General features: G+C 66.0%; 13 protein-coding genes. 2 read left to right on the top strand and 11 right to left on the bottom strand.

Annotated elements, in window-relative coordinates:
- Nucleotides 1-83: 83 nt before the first annotated feature.
- From JX552_RS13035 to JX552_RS13010, 6 genes are all read right to left on the bottom strand, one after another.
- Entirely contained in the window at nucleotides 84-1,091 is a 1,008-nt protein-coding gene (locus JX552_RS13035; protein ID WP_205877788.1) for a VWA domain-containing protein, read from the bottom strand.
- Between the two features lie 28 nt (nucleotides 1,092-1,119).
- The gene (locus JX552_RS13030) at nucleotides 1,120-2,031 is read right to left on the bottom strand and encodes a DUF58 domain-containing protein (RefSeq protein ID WP_205878408.1); all 912 of its coding nucleotides are present in this window, start codon (nucleotides 2,029-2,031) and stop codon (nucleotides 1,120-1,122) included.
- A 32-nt stretch (nucleotides 2,032-2,063) separates the two neighbouring features.
- A complete protein-coding gene (gene moxR1 / locus JX552_RS13025; protein ID WP_205877787.1) occupies nucleotides 2,064-3,188 on the bottom strand; it encodes a chaperone MoxR1 in 1,125 nt (374 codons plus the stop codon).
- A gap of 152 nt (nucleotides 3,189-3,340) precedes the next feature.
- Nucleotides 3,341-4,063, bottom strand: a complete 723-nt coding sequence (ripB, locus tag JX552_RS13020; protein WP_205877786.1) for an NlpC/P60 family peptidoglycan endopeptidase RipB — start codon at nucleotides 4,061-4,063, stop codon at nucleotides 3,341-3,343.
- A gap of 9 nt (nucleotides 4,064-4,072) precedes the next feature.
- On the bottom strand, nucleotides 4,073-5,497 hold the full coding sequence (ripA, locus tag JX552_RS13015) for an NlpC/P60 family peptidoglycan endopeptidase RipA (RefSeq protein ID WP_205877785.1): 1,425 nt from the start codon (nucleotides 5,495-5,497) through the stop codon (nucleotides 4,073-4,075).
- A gap of 234 nt (nucleotides 5,498-5,731) precedes the next feature.
- Nucleotides 5,732-6,292 (bottom strand): Rv1476 family membrane protein, encoded by a 561-nt coding sequence (locus tag JX552_RS13010; protein WP_205878407.1) that lies wholly within the window; start codon nucleotides 6,290-6,292, stop codon nucleotides 5,732-5,734.
- Nucleotides 6,293-6,587: 295 nt separating this feature from the next.
- Here JX552_RS13010 and JX552_RS13005 point away from each other — a divergent pair, with 295 nt between their 5' ends.
- Together JX552_RS13005 and JX552_RS13000 are read left to right on the top strand one after the other, a co-directional pair.
- Nucleotides 6,588-9,404 (top strand): aconitate hydratase, encoded by a 2,817-nt coding sequence (locus JX552_RS13005; RefSeq protein WP_205877784.1) that lies wholly within the window; start codon nucleotides 6,588-6,590, stop codon nucleotides 9,402-9,404.
- A gap of 20 nt (nucleotides 9,405-9,424) precedes the next feature.
- Nucleotides 9,425-10,003 carry a TetR/AcrR family transcriptional regulator gene (locus JX552_RS13000; RefSeq protein ID WP_205877783.1) on the top strand — a complete coding sequence of 193 codons (579 nt, stop codon included), beginning with the start codon at nucleotides 9,425-9,427 and terminating at the stop codon, nucleotides 10,001-10,003.
- Nucleotides 10,004-10,050: 47 nt separating this feature from the next.
- Here JX552_RS13000 and JX552_RS12995 read toward each other — a convergent pair whose 3' ends face one another.
- Genes JX552_RS12995 through JX552_RS12975 form a run of 5 tightly spaced genes read right to left on the bottom strand, consistent with a single transcriptional unit; the run spans nucleotide 10,051 to nucleotide 15,314 of the window.
- Nucleotides 10,051-11,688, bottom strand: a complete 1,638-nt coding sequence (locus tag JX552_RS12995; protein ID WP_205877782.1) for an ABC-F family ATP-binding cassette domain-containing protein — start codon at nucleotides 11,686-11,688, stop codon at nucleotides 10,051-10,053.
- Between the two features lie 23 nt (nucleotides 11,689-11,711).
- Complete coding sequence (locus JX552_RS12990; RefSeq protein ID WP_277396093.1) at nucleotides 11,712-12,539, bottom strand: enoyl-CoA hydratase; 828 nt, start codon at nucleotides 12,537-12,539, stop codon at nucleotides 11,712-11,714.
- 42 nt (nucleotides 12,540-12,581) lie between these two features.
- Nucleotides 12,582-12,926 carry a thioredoxin gene (gene trxA / locus JX552_RS12985; RefSeq protein WP_205877780.1) on the bottom strand — a complete coding sequence of 115 codons (345 nt, stop codon included), beginning with the start codon at nucleotides 12,924-12,926 and terminating at the stop codon, nucleotides 12,582-12,584.
- Between the two features lie 43 nt (nucleotides 12,927-12,969).
- Nucleotides 12,970-13,329, bottom strand: a complete 360-nt coding sequence (locus JX552_RS12980) for a thioredoxin domain-containing protein (RefSeq protein WP_205878406.1) — start codon at nucleotides 13,327-13,329, stop codon at nucleotides 12,970-12,972.
- A 17-nt stretch (nucleotides 13,330-13,346) separates the two neighbouring features.
- Complete coding sequence (locus tag JX552_RS12975) at nucleotides 13,347-15,314, bottom strand: heavy metal translocating P-type ATPase (RefSeq protein WP_205877779.1); 1,968 nt, start codon at nucleotides 15,312-15,314, stop codon at nucleotides 13,347-13,349.
- Nucleotides 15,315-15,511: the final 197 nt, after the last annotated feature.

Here is a 15,511-nt window from a genome sequence, read left to right as displayed (position 1 = left end):
TCGGGGGCAATCTCAAGTCATTGAGCGGATAACATGCGATCATCGCCCATGAACTCGGGCCTTGAATAGGGCTTCGAATAGAGCTAAGTCGGCAACCGCCGGTTGATCAGCAACGCGGCCAGACCGGCGATGGCCAGCACCAAAGCGCCGAGCCGCAGCCAGCCCACGCTCGCGTCACCCTTGATGGTCTCGTAGCCGATCTGCTGTTGCAGAGAGGCATAGACGGCCTTCAACTCCGCCAGCGTGGCGGCGTTGTAAGCATTGCCGCCGGACAGTTGCGCGACCTTCTTCAAGGTCTCGTCGTCGACGGGCACCGGCTGGCGCTGGTCGTTGATCTCGACAAAGCCGTACGGGGTACCGAACGAAATCGTGGAGATCGGTACGCCCTGGTCCTTGGCGGTGCGGGCCGCGGTGAACGCGCCCTTGGGGTTGTCCGGGTTGGTCGGCATGGTCTCTTTGCCGTCGGAGAACAAAACGATGCGCGCCGGCGGGGGCGTGTCGCCGCCGCCGATCACCGCGCCGACGGTGGCAATCGCCTGCAGGGCGGTGAAGATGCCTTCCCCGGTGGCGGTGCGGTCGGCGAACTGCAGCTTGTCCAGAGCGTTCTTGGTTGCTTCCCGGTTGGTCGTCGGTGACACCAGCACGGTGGCGGTGCCCGCATAGGCAATCAGGCCGAGGTTGATTCCTGGAGTGAGCTCGTCGGCGAACTGCTTGGCCGCCTCCTGCGCGGCCACCATCCGGTTGGGCTCGACGTCGGTGGCGCGCATCGATTGCGACACGTCGATCACCAGCATCACCACGGCGCGGTTACGCGGGATACGCACATCGTTGGTCGGGCCGGCCATCGCGATGGTGAACAACACCAGCGACGCCGCCAACAGGATCGCCGGGATATGCCGCCACTTCGAAGGTCGTTTCGGCGCAACACTTTCCAGCAACTCCATGTTGGCGAAGCGCAACATGCGCCGCTGGCGCGCCAGTTGCAGCACCACATAAAGCGCGATCAGACCGGCGACAACGAACAGAAACAGGAAGAACCAGGAGTGTTCGAAGCCGGACAGCGACATCGGCCCCAGCAACGGCAACGTCATAGCAGACCCGTCATTTTGTAGATATCCGTCACCGGCGTCCCGCCATTGCCCCGCGCCGGCGGGAGGAGATGAAACGGACGATGTCACCGATCCAGTCGCGGTCGGTGCGCAGCGTCATCACCGGCGCACCGCAACCACGGATCGTGCGGGCCACGTCCTCGCGATGTTTGGCCGCAGCCCGAGCGAAATCGGTCTGCAGTTGCGCGTCGATCGTGAATTCGCGTACCGCCCCGGATTCGGCGTCCTGCAGCACCACGTCACCGATGTCGGGCAGTTCGACGTCGCGCGGGTCGAGTACCTCGATGGCCAGCACTTCATGGCGGGCCGCGATCGCGCGCAGCGGACGCATCCAATTGATCGGGCCGAGGAAGTCGCTGATGATCACCGCCATTCCGCGACGTCTTTCCGGTCTGCGCAACGCGTCGATCGCCGCGGACAGGTCGCCGCGGACGCCGACCGGCGCCTTGGGCGTGGTCGCAATGGCGCGCAACAGCGTGTGCACGTGCTCCCGACCCGACCGCGCCGGAACCCGAATCATGTTCTCGCCGTTGGAAATCAGCGCGCCAAGCCGGTTGCCACCGCCGACGTTGAGGAAGGCGATCGCCGCCGCTGCGGCCACCGCGAGGTCCCGCTTCTCGCACACCGAGGTGCCGAAGTCCAGGCTGGCGGACATGTCCACCACCAGCCAGGTTTCCAGCTCCCGGTCGGCGATCATCTGCCGGACATGCGGGTGGGTGGTACGCGCGGTCACCGCCCAGTCCATCCGCCGCACGTCGTCGCCCGGCTGGTAGATCCGCGACTCCCCCGGCTCGCTGCCCGGCCCCGGGATCAGACCCAGGTGGTCACCGTGCAGGATGCCGTCCAGCTTGCGGTTGATGGTCAGCTCGAGGGTGCGCAGCGCCGCCGACAACTTCGGGTCGTCGATGGTGCCGCGCATCATCGAGGGCGGGTGGTGAACCGCCTTCTTATCTCTCACCGACCGCCCGCCGCGGCGCCCTGCATCACCGGTGCCACCGAATGTCCTTGCTGCGGAACGGCATTCACCTGCGGCAGCGCGACGGTCTGCAACACCCGGTTGATCACGGTCTCTGCGGTGATCTCGTCGGCGAGCGCGTCATATGTCAGCACCAACCGGTGCCGAAGCACGTCCGGGATGACGTCGATGATGTCCTGCGGAATCACGTAATCACGCCCCCGCACCAGGCCCAGCGCGCGCGCCGCGGCGATGATGCCCAGCGACGCACGCGGCGAGGCGCCGAATGCGATCCAGGTCTTGACGTCGTTCATCCCCAGCTGTTCGGGGTGCCGGGTGGCGGTCACGATGCGGACCACGTAGTCGACCAGTGCGTGGTGGACGAAGCTGTTGGCCGCGACCCCCTGCAAGCGCAGCAGATCACCGGTGTTGAGGATCTGCTTGGGCTGCGGCGGGGTGACGCCCATCCGGTAGATGATCTCGCGCTCTTCCTCGGGCGACGGGTAGCCGACGTTGATCTTGAACAGGAAGCGGTCGCGCTGCGCCTCCGGCAGCGGGTAGACGCCCTCCTGTTCGATCGGGTTCTGCGTCGCCATCACCAGGAACGGGTTGGGCAGCGGGAATCTCTTGCCACCGATCGAGACCTGCCGTTCGGCCATCACCTCGAGCAGCGCGGACTGCACCTTGGCCGGGGCACGGTTGATCTCGTCGGCGAGCAGGAAGTTGACCACCACGGGGCCGAGTTCGGTGTCGAACTCTTCCTTGCCCTGCCGGTAGATGCGGGTACCGACGATGTCGGTAGGCACCAGGTCGGGCGTGAACTGGATACGCGCGAACGTACCGCCGACCACCCGCGCAAAGGTCTCGACCGCCAACGTCTTGGCGACGCCGGGAACACCTTCCAGCAGCACGTGGCCCTTGGCGAGCAGGCCGACCAACATCCGCTCCACCAATTGGTCCTGGCCCACGATGATGCGCTTGACCTCGAAGATCGCCCGCTCCAGGGTGTGCACCTCGGCGGCCAGTCCGTCCGCCCCACCGCCGGGGCCGGCTATCGGCGCCTCCTGGGTGGGTGGGCCCGAGTGAGCACCCTGGCCCGGGTAACCGCCACCTGCCGTTGTCATCAATAACCCTCCAGAGCTCATTCGGACACGACTGCTGTCACGACCACTGTCGCGGGGCAGCAACGTGCCCGCGTTCAACTATTCCAGGCGTCTGGAATTCCGTCGACGTCACCGGTTCGCTATTAGGCGACTCTCAGGCTCGCCCAACCGGCTCAGTACTCGATGATCCTAGTCAGATACGGGGTCATGCCCGGCTTGCGCACCGGGCTGACGGTGACTTTGCCCGCCAGGCTGGACGCCTCCAGCATCTGACCGTTCCCCAGATACATGGTGACGTGCTGGCCACCGTTCGGGCCGTAGAAGATGAGGTCGCCGCGCCGTGCCTCGTTCTGCGGGATGTGCCGCCCGGCGTTGTACTGGTCCCCGGAGAACCGCGGAATCAGCACGCCGACGCCGGCGAAGGCGTACCGCATCAAGCCGGAGCAGTCGAAACCGGTGGTGCCGGCACCGTCGTCGACGCCCTTGCTCGGACCATCCAGCGAGCCTCCGCCCCAGGAGTACGGAACCCCCATCTGGGATCCGGCCCGCCGGATCACGTGCTCGATGGCCTGCCGCCCGTTGGCCCGCGGGATCCGGCTGCCGCTGGTGTTGGCGGCCGCCGGAGCGGCCGAGCCGCCTAGGTTGATGCCCAGCCCAGACAGGAACTGCTGGCCGAGATTGAGCGTGGTCTGGGTGGCCTGCGCGGTGGCCTGCAACGAGGCGTTGGCCACGGCCAGCGGATCGCCAGGAGCGCCGGCGCTGATCGCGGCCGGCAGGGTGGGATCCCACTCACCCGGCTCGGCCGAAGCCGGGGCCGGAGCGCCCACAGCGATCAACAGCCCGGTCACCAACGCGGTGATCCAGACCAAGGAGAAACGAAATCGCTTGTGACGCATGAAACCTCGTTAATACTCGATGTAGCGGATGACGAAGGGCGTCATACCGCTGGTACGGACGGGCGCCGTACGCACCTTCAAACCGATGTCGGGCGCCTCGAGCATCTGGCCGTTGCCGAGGTAGATCGTCACGTGCTGACTACCGCCGGGGCCGTAGAAGATGACGTCGCCGCGGCGCATCTGGGCGGTAGGGATCTTGCGGCCCAGGTTGTACTGCGAACCGGAGTAGTGCGGCAGCTTGATACCCACTCCGGCAAACGAGTAGAGCACCAGTCCCGAACAGTCGAAGCCGGTGATGCCGGCACCCGAGTCGATGCCCTTGCTGGGACCCGCGGCGTTGCCACCGCCCCAGGAGTAGGGCACCCCGATCTGCGACATTCCGCGACGGATGACGTACTCGGAGGCCTGCCGCCCGTAGACCCGCGGGATGCGGCCGGCAGTGGTGGTCGCGGCCGCCGGCCCGCTGGCGACGGGATCGTTCGGCTTGATGAGGCCCAACTGTTGCAGGAAGTTGTGTCCCATCTGGGCGGTGACCTGGGCTGACGTCGCTGAATAGCCCAGCACCTGGTTCACTACGGCGACCGGGTCACCGGGGATGTTGGCGCTGGGCACCTGCGGCAGGGTCGGGTCCCAGCCGTCCCAGCGGCGCCCACCGCCGGGTCCGCCGGCCGCGTCCCACATGCCTGACGGCGGCGTGCCCTGCCCGCCGGACGCGTGCCAGGCGACGAGTTGTGCGGCCTGGAGCTTGGCTTCGGCCTGCTCACGCTCGGCGGCCACACGATTGACCTCTTCGCGCTGTTCGTCGAACTTGCGCCGGGTGTCACTGAGCGCCGTCACCGCCGCATCCTGGCTGGATTTGGCGTCGGCGGCGGCTTTGTCGGCCTTCTGCTTGGCCTGGCGCGCGGCGGATTCCTTGTTGACCTGCTCGGTACGCGCCCGCTGCAACCTGGCCATCACCGCCTGCGAACTCGTGGTCATGGTCTGCGCCGCCGACGCGGCAGCGATCATGTCCTCGGGGCTGCGGGCAGTAAGGAAGCCGTCCGATGGCCCATTCATATACGTGGCCGCGGCGAAGGTGTTGAACCGCTGCTGTGCGGCCGCGATGGCCGCGGTCGCATCCTTGACAGACTGCTGGCTAACCTCGAGTTCCCGCCCGGCGACCTCAGCCTGTTCCCGGGCCTCCTCGACCGCCACCAGCGCCTTGTTGACGCCCTCCTGCTCCATCTCGACGGTATTGGCCAGGTCTTCCAGACGCTGGCTGGCCTTGGCGACGTTGGCGATCAGCACCGCCATCGAGTCAGCCGACGGGTCAGCCCAGGCCACTCCGGGTTCGGGCGTTCCGAACAGCAGCGCGACGCTCAGCACCGTCGGCACGGCTGGCCGTACCAGCCTGGCGGCGGTTCGCGAAGCAGAGCCCGGGCGTTTCCGTCTCATGCGACTGCGGTCTCCTATGGGCTAAATCGGGTGTACGACGCGGGTTTTCGGGAAACTTGCGATAGGCATCAGAAGCATCAATCGCACCGTACGTCACAGCTGCCGCTAAAGAAACGCAAGTCACAAATTGCACTCTGGAAGTGCGTTTACTGTGACCGAACAGTGACCTGTAAGGTTTGCCGCAACTAGCGACGGACTCGTTGTATCAACGCCGACTAATAGGTCAAGAGCAGGTTAAAGGCCCTGGGCATCGTCGCTCGAAGCAACCTCAGTTGCCGGAGCCGACGTTGCTGGCTGGCGGTTGCCCAGCTGCATCAACCGGGTACCGACGGCCGCCGCGAACACACCGATCAGCAAAACAATCGTCAGCGCCGTCCAGGGGAACTCGGGCGTATTGAGCTCGTTGAGAAAATTCTGCGCGGACTGCACGGGGTTGCCGGTTTTCGAATGGTCCTCGCCGGCTTCCAGGGTGACGCGCGGATAGTGACTGCTGTAACTGCCGACGTAGCTCGGACTTAGGACCAACACCGTGGAGTCGGGGTAATCGGCGCCGACGACGGTCGCGATATCCCGCAACGGTGTGTCGTTGGGCGGGTTGTGATCGAGCAGCACGATCTTGAGATTGATACCGTCCCCGCGGGCCTGGCTGACCACTTCCTGCAGGCCGGGTTCGACGTTCGGCGTCGCGGCGACGCCGTCAACGGCCACCTGAGCCTTGATCGAATTGATGTCGACGTCCTGCGGGATGTATTCGGGCAGGAACGGGATCGTCTGCGGCAAATCGGTCTGCGGCAAATAGGTCAAAGTCCTCGCTCCTCCCACGGTGCTAGGAGCACCGTACCGGCTCTGCTTCGGGTGGTCGCGCGCCCCGCACCGCGACACTGCGACCAGGCACACGACGCGCCGACAGCGGTGTGCATGGTTTCAGTTTCAATGAACACGGCAGCCGCCCTTTCGTCCGGAACCGCACTGGACAAGACTGGGAACTACGGGCAGCCCCCCGTATTGCAGGACAAGCGTACTGTTAAAGTTGCACCGCACCCGTCGACACGGCCCGTCGGCGGCGAGAACTAAATCTTCGGGAGTTGATGTGAGCAGCAAGAATTCGTTCGGAGCCCGCGACACACTCAAGGTCGGCGACAACAGTTACGAGATTTATCGTCTGGATGCTGTCGAGGGCACCAAGAAACTCCCCTACAGCCTCAAAGTCCTCGCCGAGAACCTGCTGCGCACCGAGGATGGCGCCAACATCACCAAAGAGCACATTGAGGCGATCGCCAACTGGGACCCCGCCGCGGACCCGAGCATCGAGATTCAATTCACTCCCGCCCGGGTGGTCATGCAGGACTTCACCGGCGTCCCGTGCATCGTCGACCTGGCCACCATGCGTGAGGCCGTCGAAGATCTGGGCGGCGACCCGGAGAAGGTGAACCCGCTGGCGCCGGCCGAACTGGTGATCGACCACTCGGTGATCCTCGACGTATTCGGCCGGGCGGACGCCTTCGAGCGCAACGTCGAGCTCGAGTACGAGCGCAACGGCGAGCGCTACCAATTCCTGCGCTGGGGCCAGGGCGCATTCGACGACTTCAAGGTGGTGCCGCCGGGCACCGGCATCGTCCACCAGGTCAACATCGAGTATCTGGCTCGGACGGTGATGGTCCGCGACGGCGTGGCTTACCCCGACACCTGCGTGGGCACCGACAGCCACACCACGATGGTCAACGGCCTGGGCGTGCTGGGCTGGGGGGTCGGCGGCATCGAGGCCGAGGCCGCCATGCTGGGCCAGCCGGTGTCGATGCTGATTCCACGCGTCGTCGGCTTCAAGCTGACCGGTGAGATCAAGCCCGGAGTCACCGCCACCGACGTCGTGCTCACCGTCACCGACATGCTGCGCAAGCACGGCGTGGTCGGCAAGTTCGTGGAGTTCTACGGCGATGGTGTGGCCGAGGTGCCGCTGGCCAACCGCGCCACGCTGGGCAACATGAGCCCCGAATTCGGTTCCACCGCAGCAATTTTCCCGATCGACGCAGAGACCATCAAGTACCTGACCCTGACCGGCCGCTCCGAGGAACAGCTTGCGCTCGTCGAGGCGTACGCCAAGGAACAGGGCATGTGGCACGATCCGAACCACGAGCCCAAGTACTCCGAGTACCTGGAGCTCGACCTGTCCACCGTGGTGCCCTCGATCGCGGGGCCGAAGCGCCCGCAGGACCGAATCCCGTTGTCGGAGGCCAAGGTTGCGTTCCGCAAGGACATCCACAATTACGTGGAGGAGAACCACCCGGCGCCGGAGACCAAGCTCGACGAAGCCGTCGAGGAGTCCTTCCCGGCCAGCGACTCGGTGACGTTGTCCTTCGCCGACGACGGCGAGGTTGACCGGTTACCCTCCGCCGCCAACGGCCACTCGGGCCGACCCTCCCAGCCGATCGATGTGAAGTCCGAGGAGCGTGGCGAATTCGTGCTCGACCACGGTGCTGTCGTCGTCGCCGGCATCACGTCCTGCACCAATACGTCCAACCCGTCGGTGATGCTGGGCGCCGCCCTGCTGGCCCGCAACGCCGTCGAGAAAGGCCTGACCGCCAAGCCGTGGGTGAAGACCAACATGGCGCCCGGTTCGCAGGTGGTGACCGACTACTACAACAAGGCCGGCCTGTGGCCCTACCTGGAGAAGCTGGGCTTCTACCTGGGCGGCTACGGGTGCACCACGTGCATCGGCAACACCGGTCCCCTGCCCGACGAGATCTCGGCGGCGATCAACGACAACGACCTGTCGGTGACCGCGGTGCTCTCCGGCAACCGAAACTTCGAGGGCCGCATCTCCCCCGACGTCAAGATGAACTACCTGGCCTCACCGCCGCTGGTCATTGCCTACGCGATCGCCGGCACCATGGACTTCGACTTCGAGAACGACCCACTCGGGCAAGACACCGACGGAAACGACGTATTCCTCAAGGACATCTGGCCCACCACCGAGGAGATCGAAGAGACCATCGCCTCCTCGATCAACCGCGACATGTTCACCGAGTCCTACGCCGACGTCTTCAAGGGCGACGACCGGTGGCGGTCGCTGCCCACCCCGGAGGGCAACACCTTCGAGTGGGCCGAGGACTCCACCTACGTGCGCAAGGCGCCGTACTTCGACGGCATGCCCGCCGAACCCGAGCCCGTCAAAGACATCAAGGGCGCCAGAGTCCTTGCGCTGCTGGGTGACTCGGTGACCACCGACCACATCTCGCCGGCCGGCGCCATCAAGAAGGGCACCCCGGCGGCGCAGTACCTCGAGGAACACGGGGTCCAGCCCAAGGACTTCAACTCCCTCGGCTCGCGCCGCGGCAACCACGAGGTGATGATCCGCGGGACGTTCGCCAACATCCGGCTCAAGAACCAGCTGCTCGACGACGTCTCCGGCGGCTACACCCGCGACTTCACCCAGGACGGCGGTCCGCAGGCGTTCATCTTCGACGCGGCGCAGAACTATGCGACGCAGAACATTCCGCTGGTGGTGCTCGGCGGCAAGGAGTACGGCTCCGGTTCGTCGCGGGACTGGGCGGCCAAGGGCACGCTGTTGCTGGGCGTGCGTGCGGTGATCACCGAATCGTTCGAGCGAATCCACCGCTCCAACCTGATCGGCATGGGCGTCATCCCATTGCAGTTCCCCGAGGGTGAGTCGGCCAAGTCGCTGAAGCTGGACGGCACCGAGACCTACGACATCACCGGCATCGAGGCGCTGAACGACGGCAAGACGCCGAAGACGGTGAAGGTGACCGCCACCAAGGAGGACGGGTCCAAGGTCGAGTTCGACGCGGTGGTCCGCATCGATACACCGGGCGAGGCGGACTACTACCGCAACGGCGGCATCCTGCAGTACGTGCTGCGCAACATGCTCAAGTCCGCCAAGTCCGGCTAAACCGAGCACCGCGCCCGCCAGTGCCGAAGGTCAGCGAGGACCATCTGGAGGCTCGGCGCCGTCAGATCCTCGACGGTGCACGTCGCTGTTTCGCCGAGTACGGCTATGACCAGGCCACGGTGCGCCGACTGGAAAAGGCGATCGGGATGTCGCGCGGCGCGATCTTCCACCACTACCGGGACAAGGACGCCTTGTTCTTCGCGCTCGCGCGCGAAGACACCCAGCGGATGGCGGAGGTCGCGTCGCGCTCCGGGCTTATCCAGGTGATGCGCGACATGCTCGCCGCACCCGAGCAGTTCGACTGGCTGGCAACGCGGCTGGAGATCGCCCGCAAGCTGCGCCACGACCCAGAGTTCAGTCGCGGCTGGGCGGAGCGTTCGGCCGAACTGGCGGCAGCGACCACGGAACGGCTACACCGCCAGAAGCAGGCCGGGCGAGTGCGTGACGACGTACCCGCCGACGTGTTGCACTGCTACCTCGATCTGGTGCTGGACGGCTTGGTGGCCCGGCTGGCTTCCGGTGAGGATCCGCAGCGCCTGGCCGCGGTGCTGGATTTGGTGGAGAACTCGGTGCGCTCCCCGGCTTCGCCACGGACGTAGCTATTTACGCCGGGGGTCACTTTGGCAGAAATCGGCGCAGCGAACGCTCAGGCCAACTCGATGAGGTCCCGATACTCTTCTGACCAGTAGTCCTCGGTGCCGTCGGGCAGCAGCACCACTCGTTGCGGGTCGAGCGCCTCGGCCGCGCCCGGGTCGTGGGTCACCAACACCACGGCGCCCTGATAGCTGCGCAGCGCGTCGAGCACCTGCTCACGCGAGGCCGGGTCGAGGTTGTTGGTCGGCTCATCGAGCAACAGCACGTTGGCCGTCGAGGCGACCAGCCCGGCCAGCGCAAGGCGGGTTTTCTCACCGCCGGACAGCGTGCCGGCCGGCTGGTCAAGCTGCGGACCGGTGAACATGAAAGCCCCGAGCAGGCCGCGCAGGTCCTGTTCGCCCGATTCGGGCGCGGCGTGCCGGATGTTCTGCCAGACCGTCGCGTCATTGTCCAGAGTGTCGTGCTCCTGAGCGAAGTAGCCGATCCGCAAACCGTGTCCGGGTTCTAGACCCCCCGTGTCGGGCGTCTCCACACCCGCCAGCAGACGCAGCAGCGTGGTCTTGCCGGCGCCGTTGAGTCCCAGCACCACCACGCGCGAGCCACGGTCGATGGCCAGATCGAGCCCGGTGAACACCTCGAGCGAGCCATAGGTTCTGCTCAGACCCTTGGCCACCAACGGAGTCCGCCCACACGGAGCCGGGGTGGGGAACTTGATGCGGGCCACCTTGTCGGCAACCCGCTCTTCGTCCAGCGCCGCCATCATCCGGTCGGCGCGACGCAACATGTTCTGTGCCGCAACGGCTTTGGTGGCCTTGGCACCGAGCTTGGCAGCCTGGCTGCGCAGGGCGGTGGCCTTGCGTTCGGCGTTGGCCCGTTCCCGGCGCCGACGCTGTTCGTCGGTGGCGCGGGCGTCGAGGTACTTCTGCCAGGTCATGTTGTAGACGTCGACTTCGCCACGCACCGCGTCGAGGAACCACACCCGGTTGACGACGTCGGCGAGCAGGTCGACGTTGTGACTGATGATCACCAGCCCGCCGCTGTGGGAGCGCAGGAAATCCCGAAGCCAGCCAACCGAATCAGCGTCGAGGTGGTTGGTCGGCTCGTCGAGCAGCAGGGTCGTGCCGGAACCTGAAGCACCAGCCCCACCTTCTGAAGCCGCGAACAGAATGCGCGCGAGTTCGACGCGCCGGCGCTGGCCGCCGGACAGGGTGCGCAGCTGCTGGGTCAGCACCCGGTCCGGCAGGCCGAGACTGGCGCAGATGCGGCCCGCCTCGCTTTCGGCGCCGTAACCGCCGAGCGCGACGAACCGCTCCTCCAGCTGGCCGTAACGGCGGATCGCCCGGTCGCGCGCGTCGTCGTCGGCAACTTCGGCCATCAGGGCCTGCTGCTTTTCCAGGTCGGTGAGCAGCACATCGAGCCCGCGCGCCGAGAGCACCCGGTCACGGGCCAGCACGTCCAGGTCACCCTCTTTGGGATCCTGTGGCAGATAACCGATCTCGCCCTTACGGGTGACCGAACCGGCATACGGTTGGCCCTCCCCGGCCAGGATGCGCATGGTCGTCGTCTTGCCCGCGCCGTTGCGGCCGACCAGTCCGATCCGGTCGCCGGGCTGCACCCGCAGATCGGGACCGTCGGGCGAGAGCAGGATGCGCGCACCAGCGCGGACCTCGAGGTCCGTAGCCGTGATCACATTCGCTCCTTGGTCATTCGGCGCTATTTTTCGTCGGTGAATACCGCGGGGCGCCGCTCTGCGCGTGCGGCAACCGCCTCTTCGAAGTTGGAGGTGAGCAGACGGACGAAAAGCTGTCCGAGACCTTCGGCCTGCATGTGTCCCTCGAGGCTGCCGGCGTCCAGTCCACTCCATAGCGTGCGTTTGGTCAACTCGATACCTGGCCGCGAGAAGGCCGCCATGCGCGCGGCAATCGCATAACAGGTGTCCAATAGTTGGGCGCCCGGCACCTGGCACGACACCAATCCGATCCGCTCGGCCTCTTCGGCGGAGACGTCGCGGCCGGTCAGCATGATCTCGAATGCCCGCGAAGACCCGATGGCCCTGGGCAGCAGGTAGCTCAAGCCGAGCTCGCTGGCGGTGAGGCCGTTGTTGATGCCGGCCGCGCGGAAATAGGCGCTGGTGGAGGCCACCCGGATGTCGGCAGCCAGTGCCAGGCACAGTCCTCCGCCGATCGCCGCACCGTTGACCGCGGCGATGACCGGTTGGTGCAGCCGCCGCAACTTCAGGATGATCTCGTCGAGCAGCTCCATGGACCGCAGCGCGTACGTCGGCCGGGTGAGGTCCTCGACGTGCGGAACGGCCCCGGCGGATTTGTGGTCGGCCCCCGAGGAAAAGCCGCGGCCGGCGCCGGTGAGCACCACCACACGCACCGAGTTGTCGTAGGTGACCTCATCGAGAGCCTCTTTGAGCGGCACCATGACGTCGAACGCCATCGAGTTCATCCGCTCGGGACGGTTCAGCGTGATCAGGGCGATCTCGGGCCGCGGGTATTCCAGAAGGACCAAACTCACCTGGAAACGGTAACGCAGGCACGGCGCGGGACAGCGAGCGTCACCACAGCGGGGTTTCGCTCAGACCTCGGTCGCCTCTTCGAACTCGTAGCCCTTGAGCTGCTGCACCAGATCCTCCAACGCCGCAGGAGGCAGTGCGCCGGCCTGGTTGAACAGCAACTGGCCCTTCTTGAACGCCATCAGCGTGGGGATGGACCGGATCTGGGCGGCCGCAGCCAACTCCTGCTCGGCCTCGGTGTCAACCTTGGCGAAGATCACGTCGGGGTGCTTTTCCGATGCCGCCTTGAAGGTGGGGGCGAAAGCACGACACGGGCCGCACCAGGAGGCCCAGAAGTCGACGAGCACCATGTCGTTGCCGTTGATGGTTTCGTTGAACTGCGCAGCAGTGAGGTCTTGGGTAGTCACATCCGCCCTAACGCCGAGGTCGTAGTTGTTGTTCCCCGCCCGTTCACAGCAGGCTGGGTGTTGTCGGTTGGGCCCGATACGCCCGGAGCTGCTTCACCAGCTCGGCCATCACCATGGGATTCGCGATGCCAGGCTGCTTGAAAACCAGTTTCCCCCTCTTGAAAGCCATCAGCGTCGGCAGCAACGTCACGCCGGCCGTCTCGACGAGATCCCGCTCGATCTCGAAATTGACTTTGCCGTGCACGATGTCCGGGCAGTTCTGCGCCGACGTCTCATACGTCGGCGTGAAGACCTCACACGGTGCGCACAACGGCGCCCAGAAGTACACGAAGACGTTCTCGTTGCCCCTGACCGCCTGCCGGAAATCGGCTGCCGTCAGGTCCCGCGTAGATCCAGTGCCCATCAGCACTCGAGCGTACGTCAACGCGCCGCGGCAGACCGCCAGGTTCGGTTACTCAGCAGGCGCATGCCGTTGAGCGCGACCAGCAACGTCGACCCTTCGTGACCGGCCACCCCCAGCGGCAGCGGCAGTTGCCCGAAAAGGTCCCACAACACCAGCACGGTGATGAAGCTGCCGGCGAGGGCGAGGTTGGCGATCACCACCCGACGCGCCTGTCGGGCCAACCCGATGATCGTCGGGATGGTGTGCAGCTCGTCGGACACGGTCACTGCGTCGGCGGTCTGCAGGGTGAGGTCAGAGCCGGCACCCATGGCCATCGACACAGACGCCGTGGCCATCGCCGGGGCGTCGTTGACGCCGTCACCCACCACGAGCACCCGGTGACCGCCGGCCTGCAGTTCACGCACGGCCGCGACCTTCTGTTCGGGTAGCAACCCGGCGCGCACGTCCACGATCCCGGTGTCGCGGGCGACGAGCCGGGCCGCGCCGGGATTGTCGCCGGTCAGCAGCACCGGGGGGCCCGACGTCAACTCCGTCAGGGCCGCAACGGAGTCCACCGCGTCGCAACGGATCTCATCGGTCAGCCCCAGCACGCCGACGGCCAGCCCGTTTACGACCACGATTGCGGCCGTGGCACCGGCATCGATCAGACCGGTCACTTCACCCGGCAGCATCCCACCGAAACCGTGCGGACTGCATACCTCGACGAAGTCGGGCCCCACCGTGGCGCGCACGCCGCGGCCCGGCACCGCGCGGAAGTCGTCGGCGGCCGGAATGGCGACACCGCCTCGACGCGCTTCCCGGACAATTGCTCTACCCAGTGGATGCTCGCTGAATTGCTCTGCAGCAGCGGCTAATTCGAGCAACCTCGACACGTCGATCAGTTCCGGCCGCAGCGCTTCTACGGCGGTGAGGCGTGGCATCCCGCAGGTCAGTGTGCCGGTCTTGTCCAGTGCGACGATGCTGGTGTCGGCGAGCCGTTCGACGACGACGGCGGACTTCACCAGAATTCCATGCCTGCCGGCGTTGGCGATCACAGACAGCAGCGGCGGCATGGTGGCCAACACCACCGCGCATGGTGACGCGACGATCATAAAAGTCATGGCGCGCAACAGAGCCGGTTGCACCGCAGAACCCAACATCAGCGGGATCGCGATGAGCGCCACGGTGGCCGCCACCACCCCCATCGAGTAGCGCTGTTCGATCTTCTCAACAAGCAGTTGAGCTTGAGCCTTGGTGGCCGATGCCTCCGACACCAATGCCACGATCCGGGCGGCCACGCTGTGCGACGGATCGCGTGTGACGACCAAGCGCAGCACACCTGATCCGTTGACCGTGCCGGCGAACACTTCGTCGCCGGTGACCTTGACGACGGGCATCGATTCACCCGTGATCGAACACTGGTCAACCTCGGACGTACCGGACAGCACCACGCCGTCGGCAGGCATCCGCTCCCCCGGCCGCACCACCACGCGGTCGCCCACCGCCAGCTGATCGGCGGGCACCACCCGCTCGTCGCCGGCGCCGTCGACCAGCACGGCCTCATCGGGCGCAAGATTCATCAGACTCTTGACCGAATCCGCAGTGTGCTTGGTGGCAACCTCGTCGAGGGCTCCCGAGGTCGCGAAAATCACGATCAGCAGAGCTCCGTCGAAGATTTGACCGATCGCCACCGCACCGATCGCGGCGACGATCATCAGCAGGTCGACGTCGAGCGCCTTGTTGCGAAGTGCCTGCGCGCCTGCCCAGGCCGGGCCCCAGCCGCCGGCCAGGTAACACCCCAGGTACAACATCCACCACACGGCTGTCTGCGCGCCGGTGAGCTGGGCCCCCGCCCCGGCCAGGAACAGCGCCAGGGCAACGGTCGCCCACCGCACGGACAGCACCGACCACAACGCCGCGCGCCAACTCATGCCTCGGGCAGCGCGGAGGGGAACGCGGTCGAAAGAGACCTCCCGGGCGGCCACTTCGAAGGCGGTCAGTGTCATTCCGGCGGCCTCACAAGGGATGCTCTCGGTGCTGGGATTGCGGCAGGATGGTCCAAGTGTATTGACGCTTCCGGCGCCGGAGGTCTCGATTTGGTTCCGGTATGCCATTGAATTGGCTTATGGCACTTCGTGATACGCAACCCGCGCAGCGTTGCGGCGGAGTGTTGAGCGCCTGCCGTGCGCGCCCGCGGCAGGCG

The organism is Mycobacterium gordonae, from assembly GCF_017086405.1.
Taxonomy (GTDB): Bacteria; Actinomycetota; Actinomycetes; order Mycobacteriales; family Mycobacteriaceae; genus Mycobacterium; species Mycobacterium gordonae_D.
Note: the sequence above shows the minus strand (reverse complement) of the source record. Positions and strands in the feature narration are given on the sequence as shown.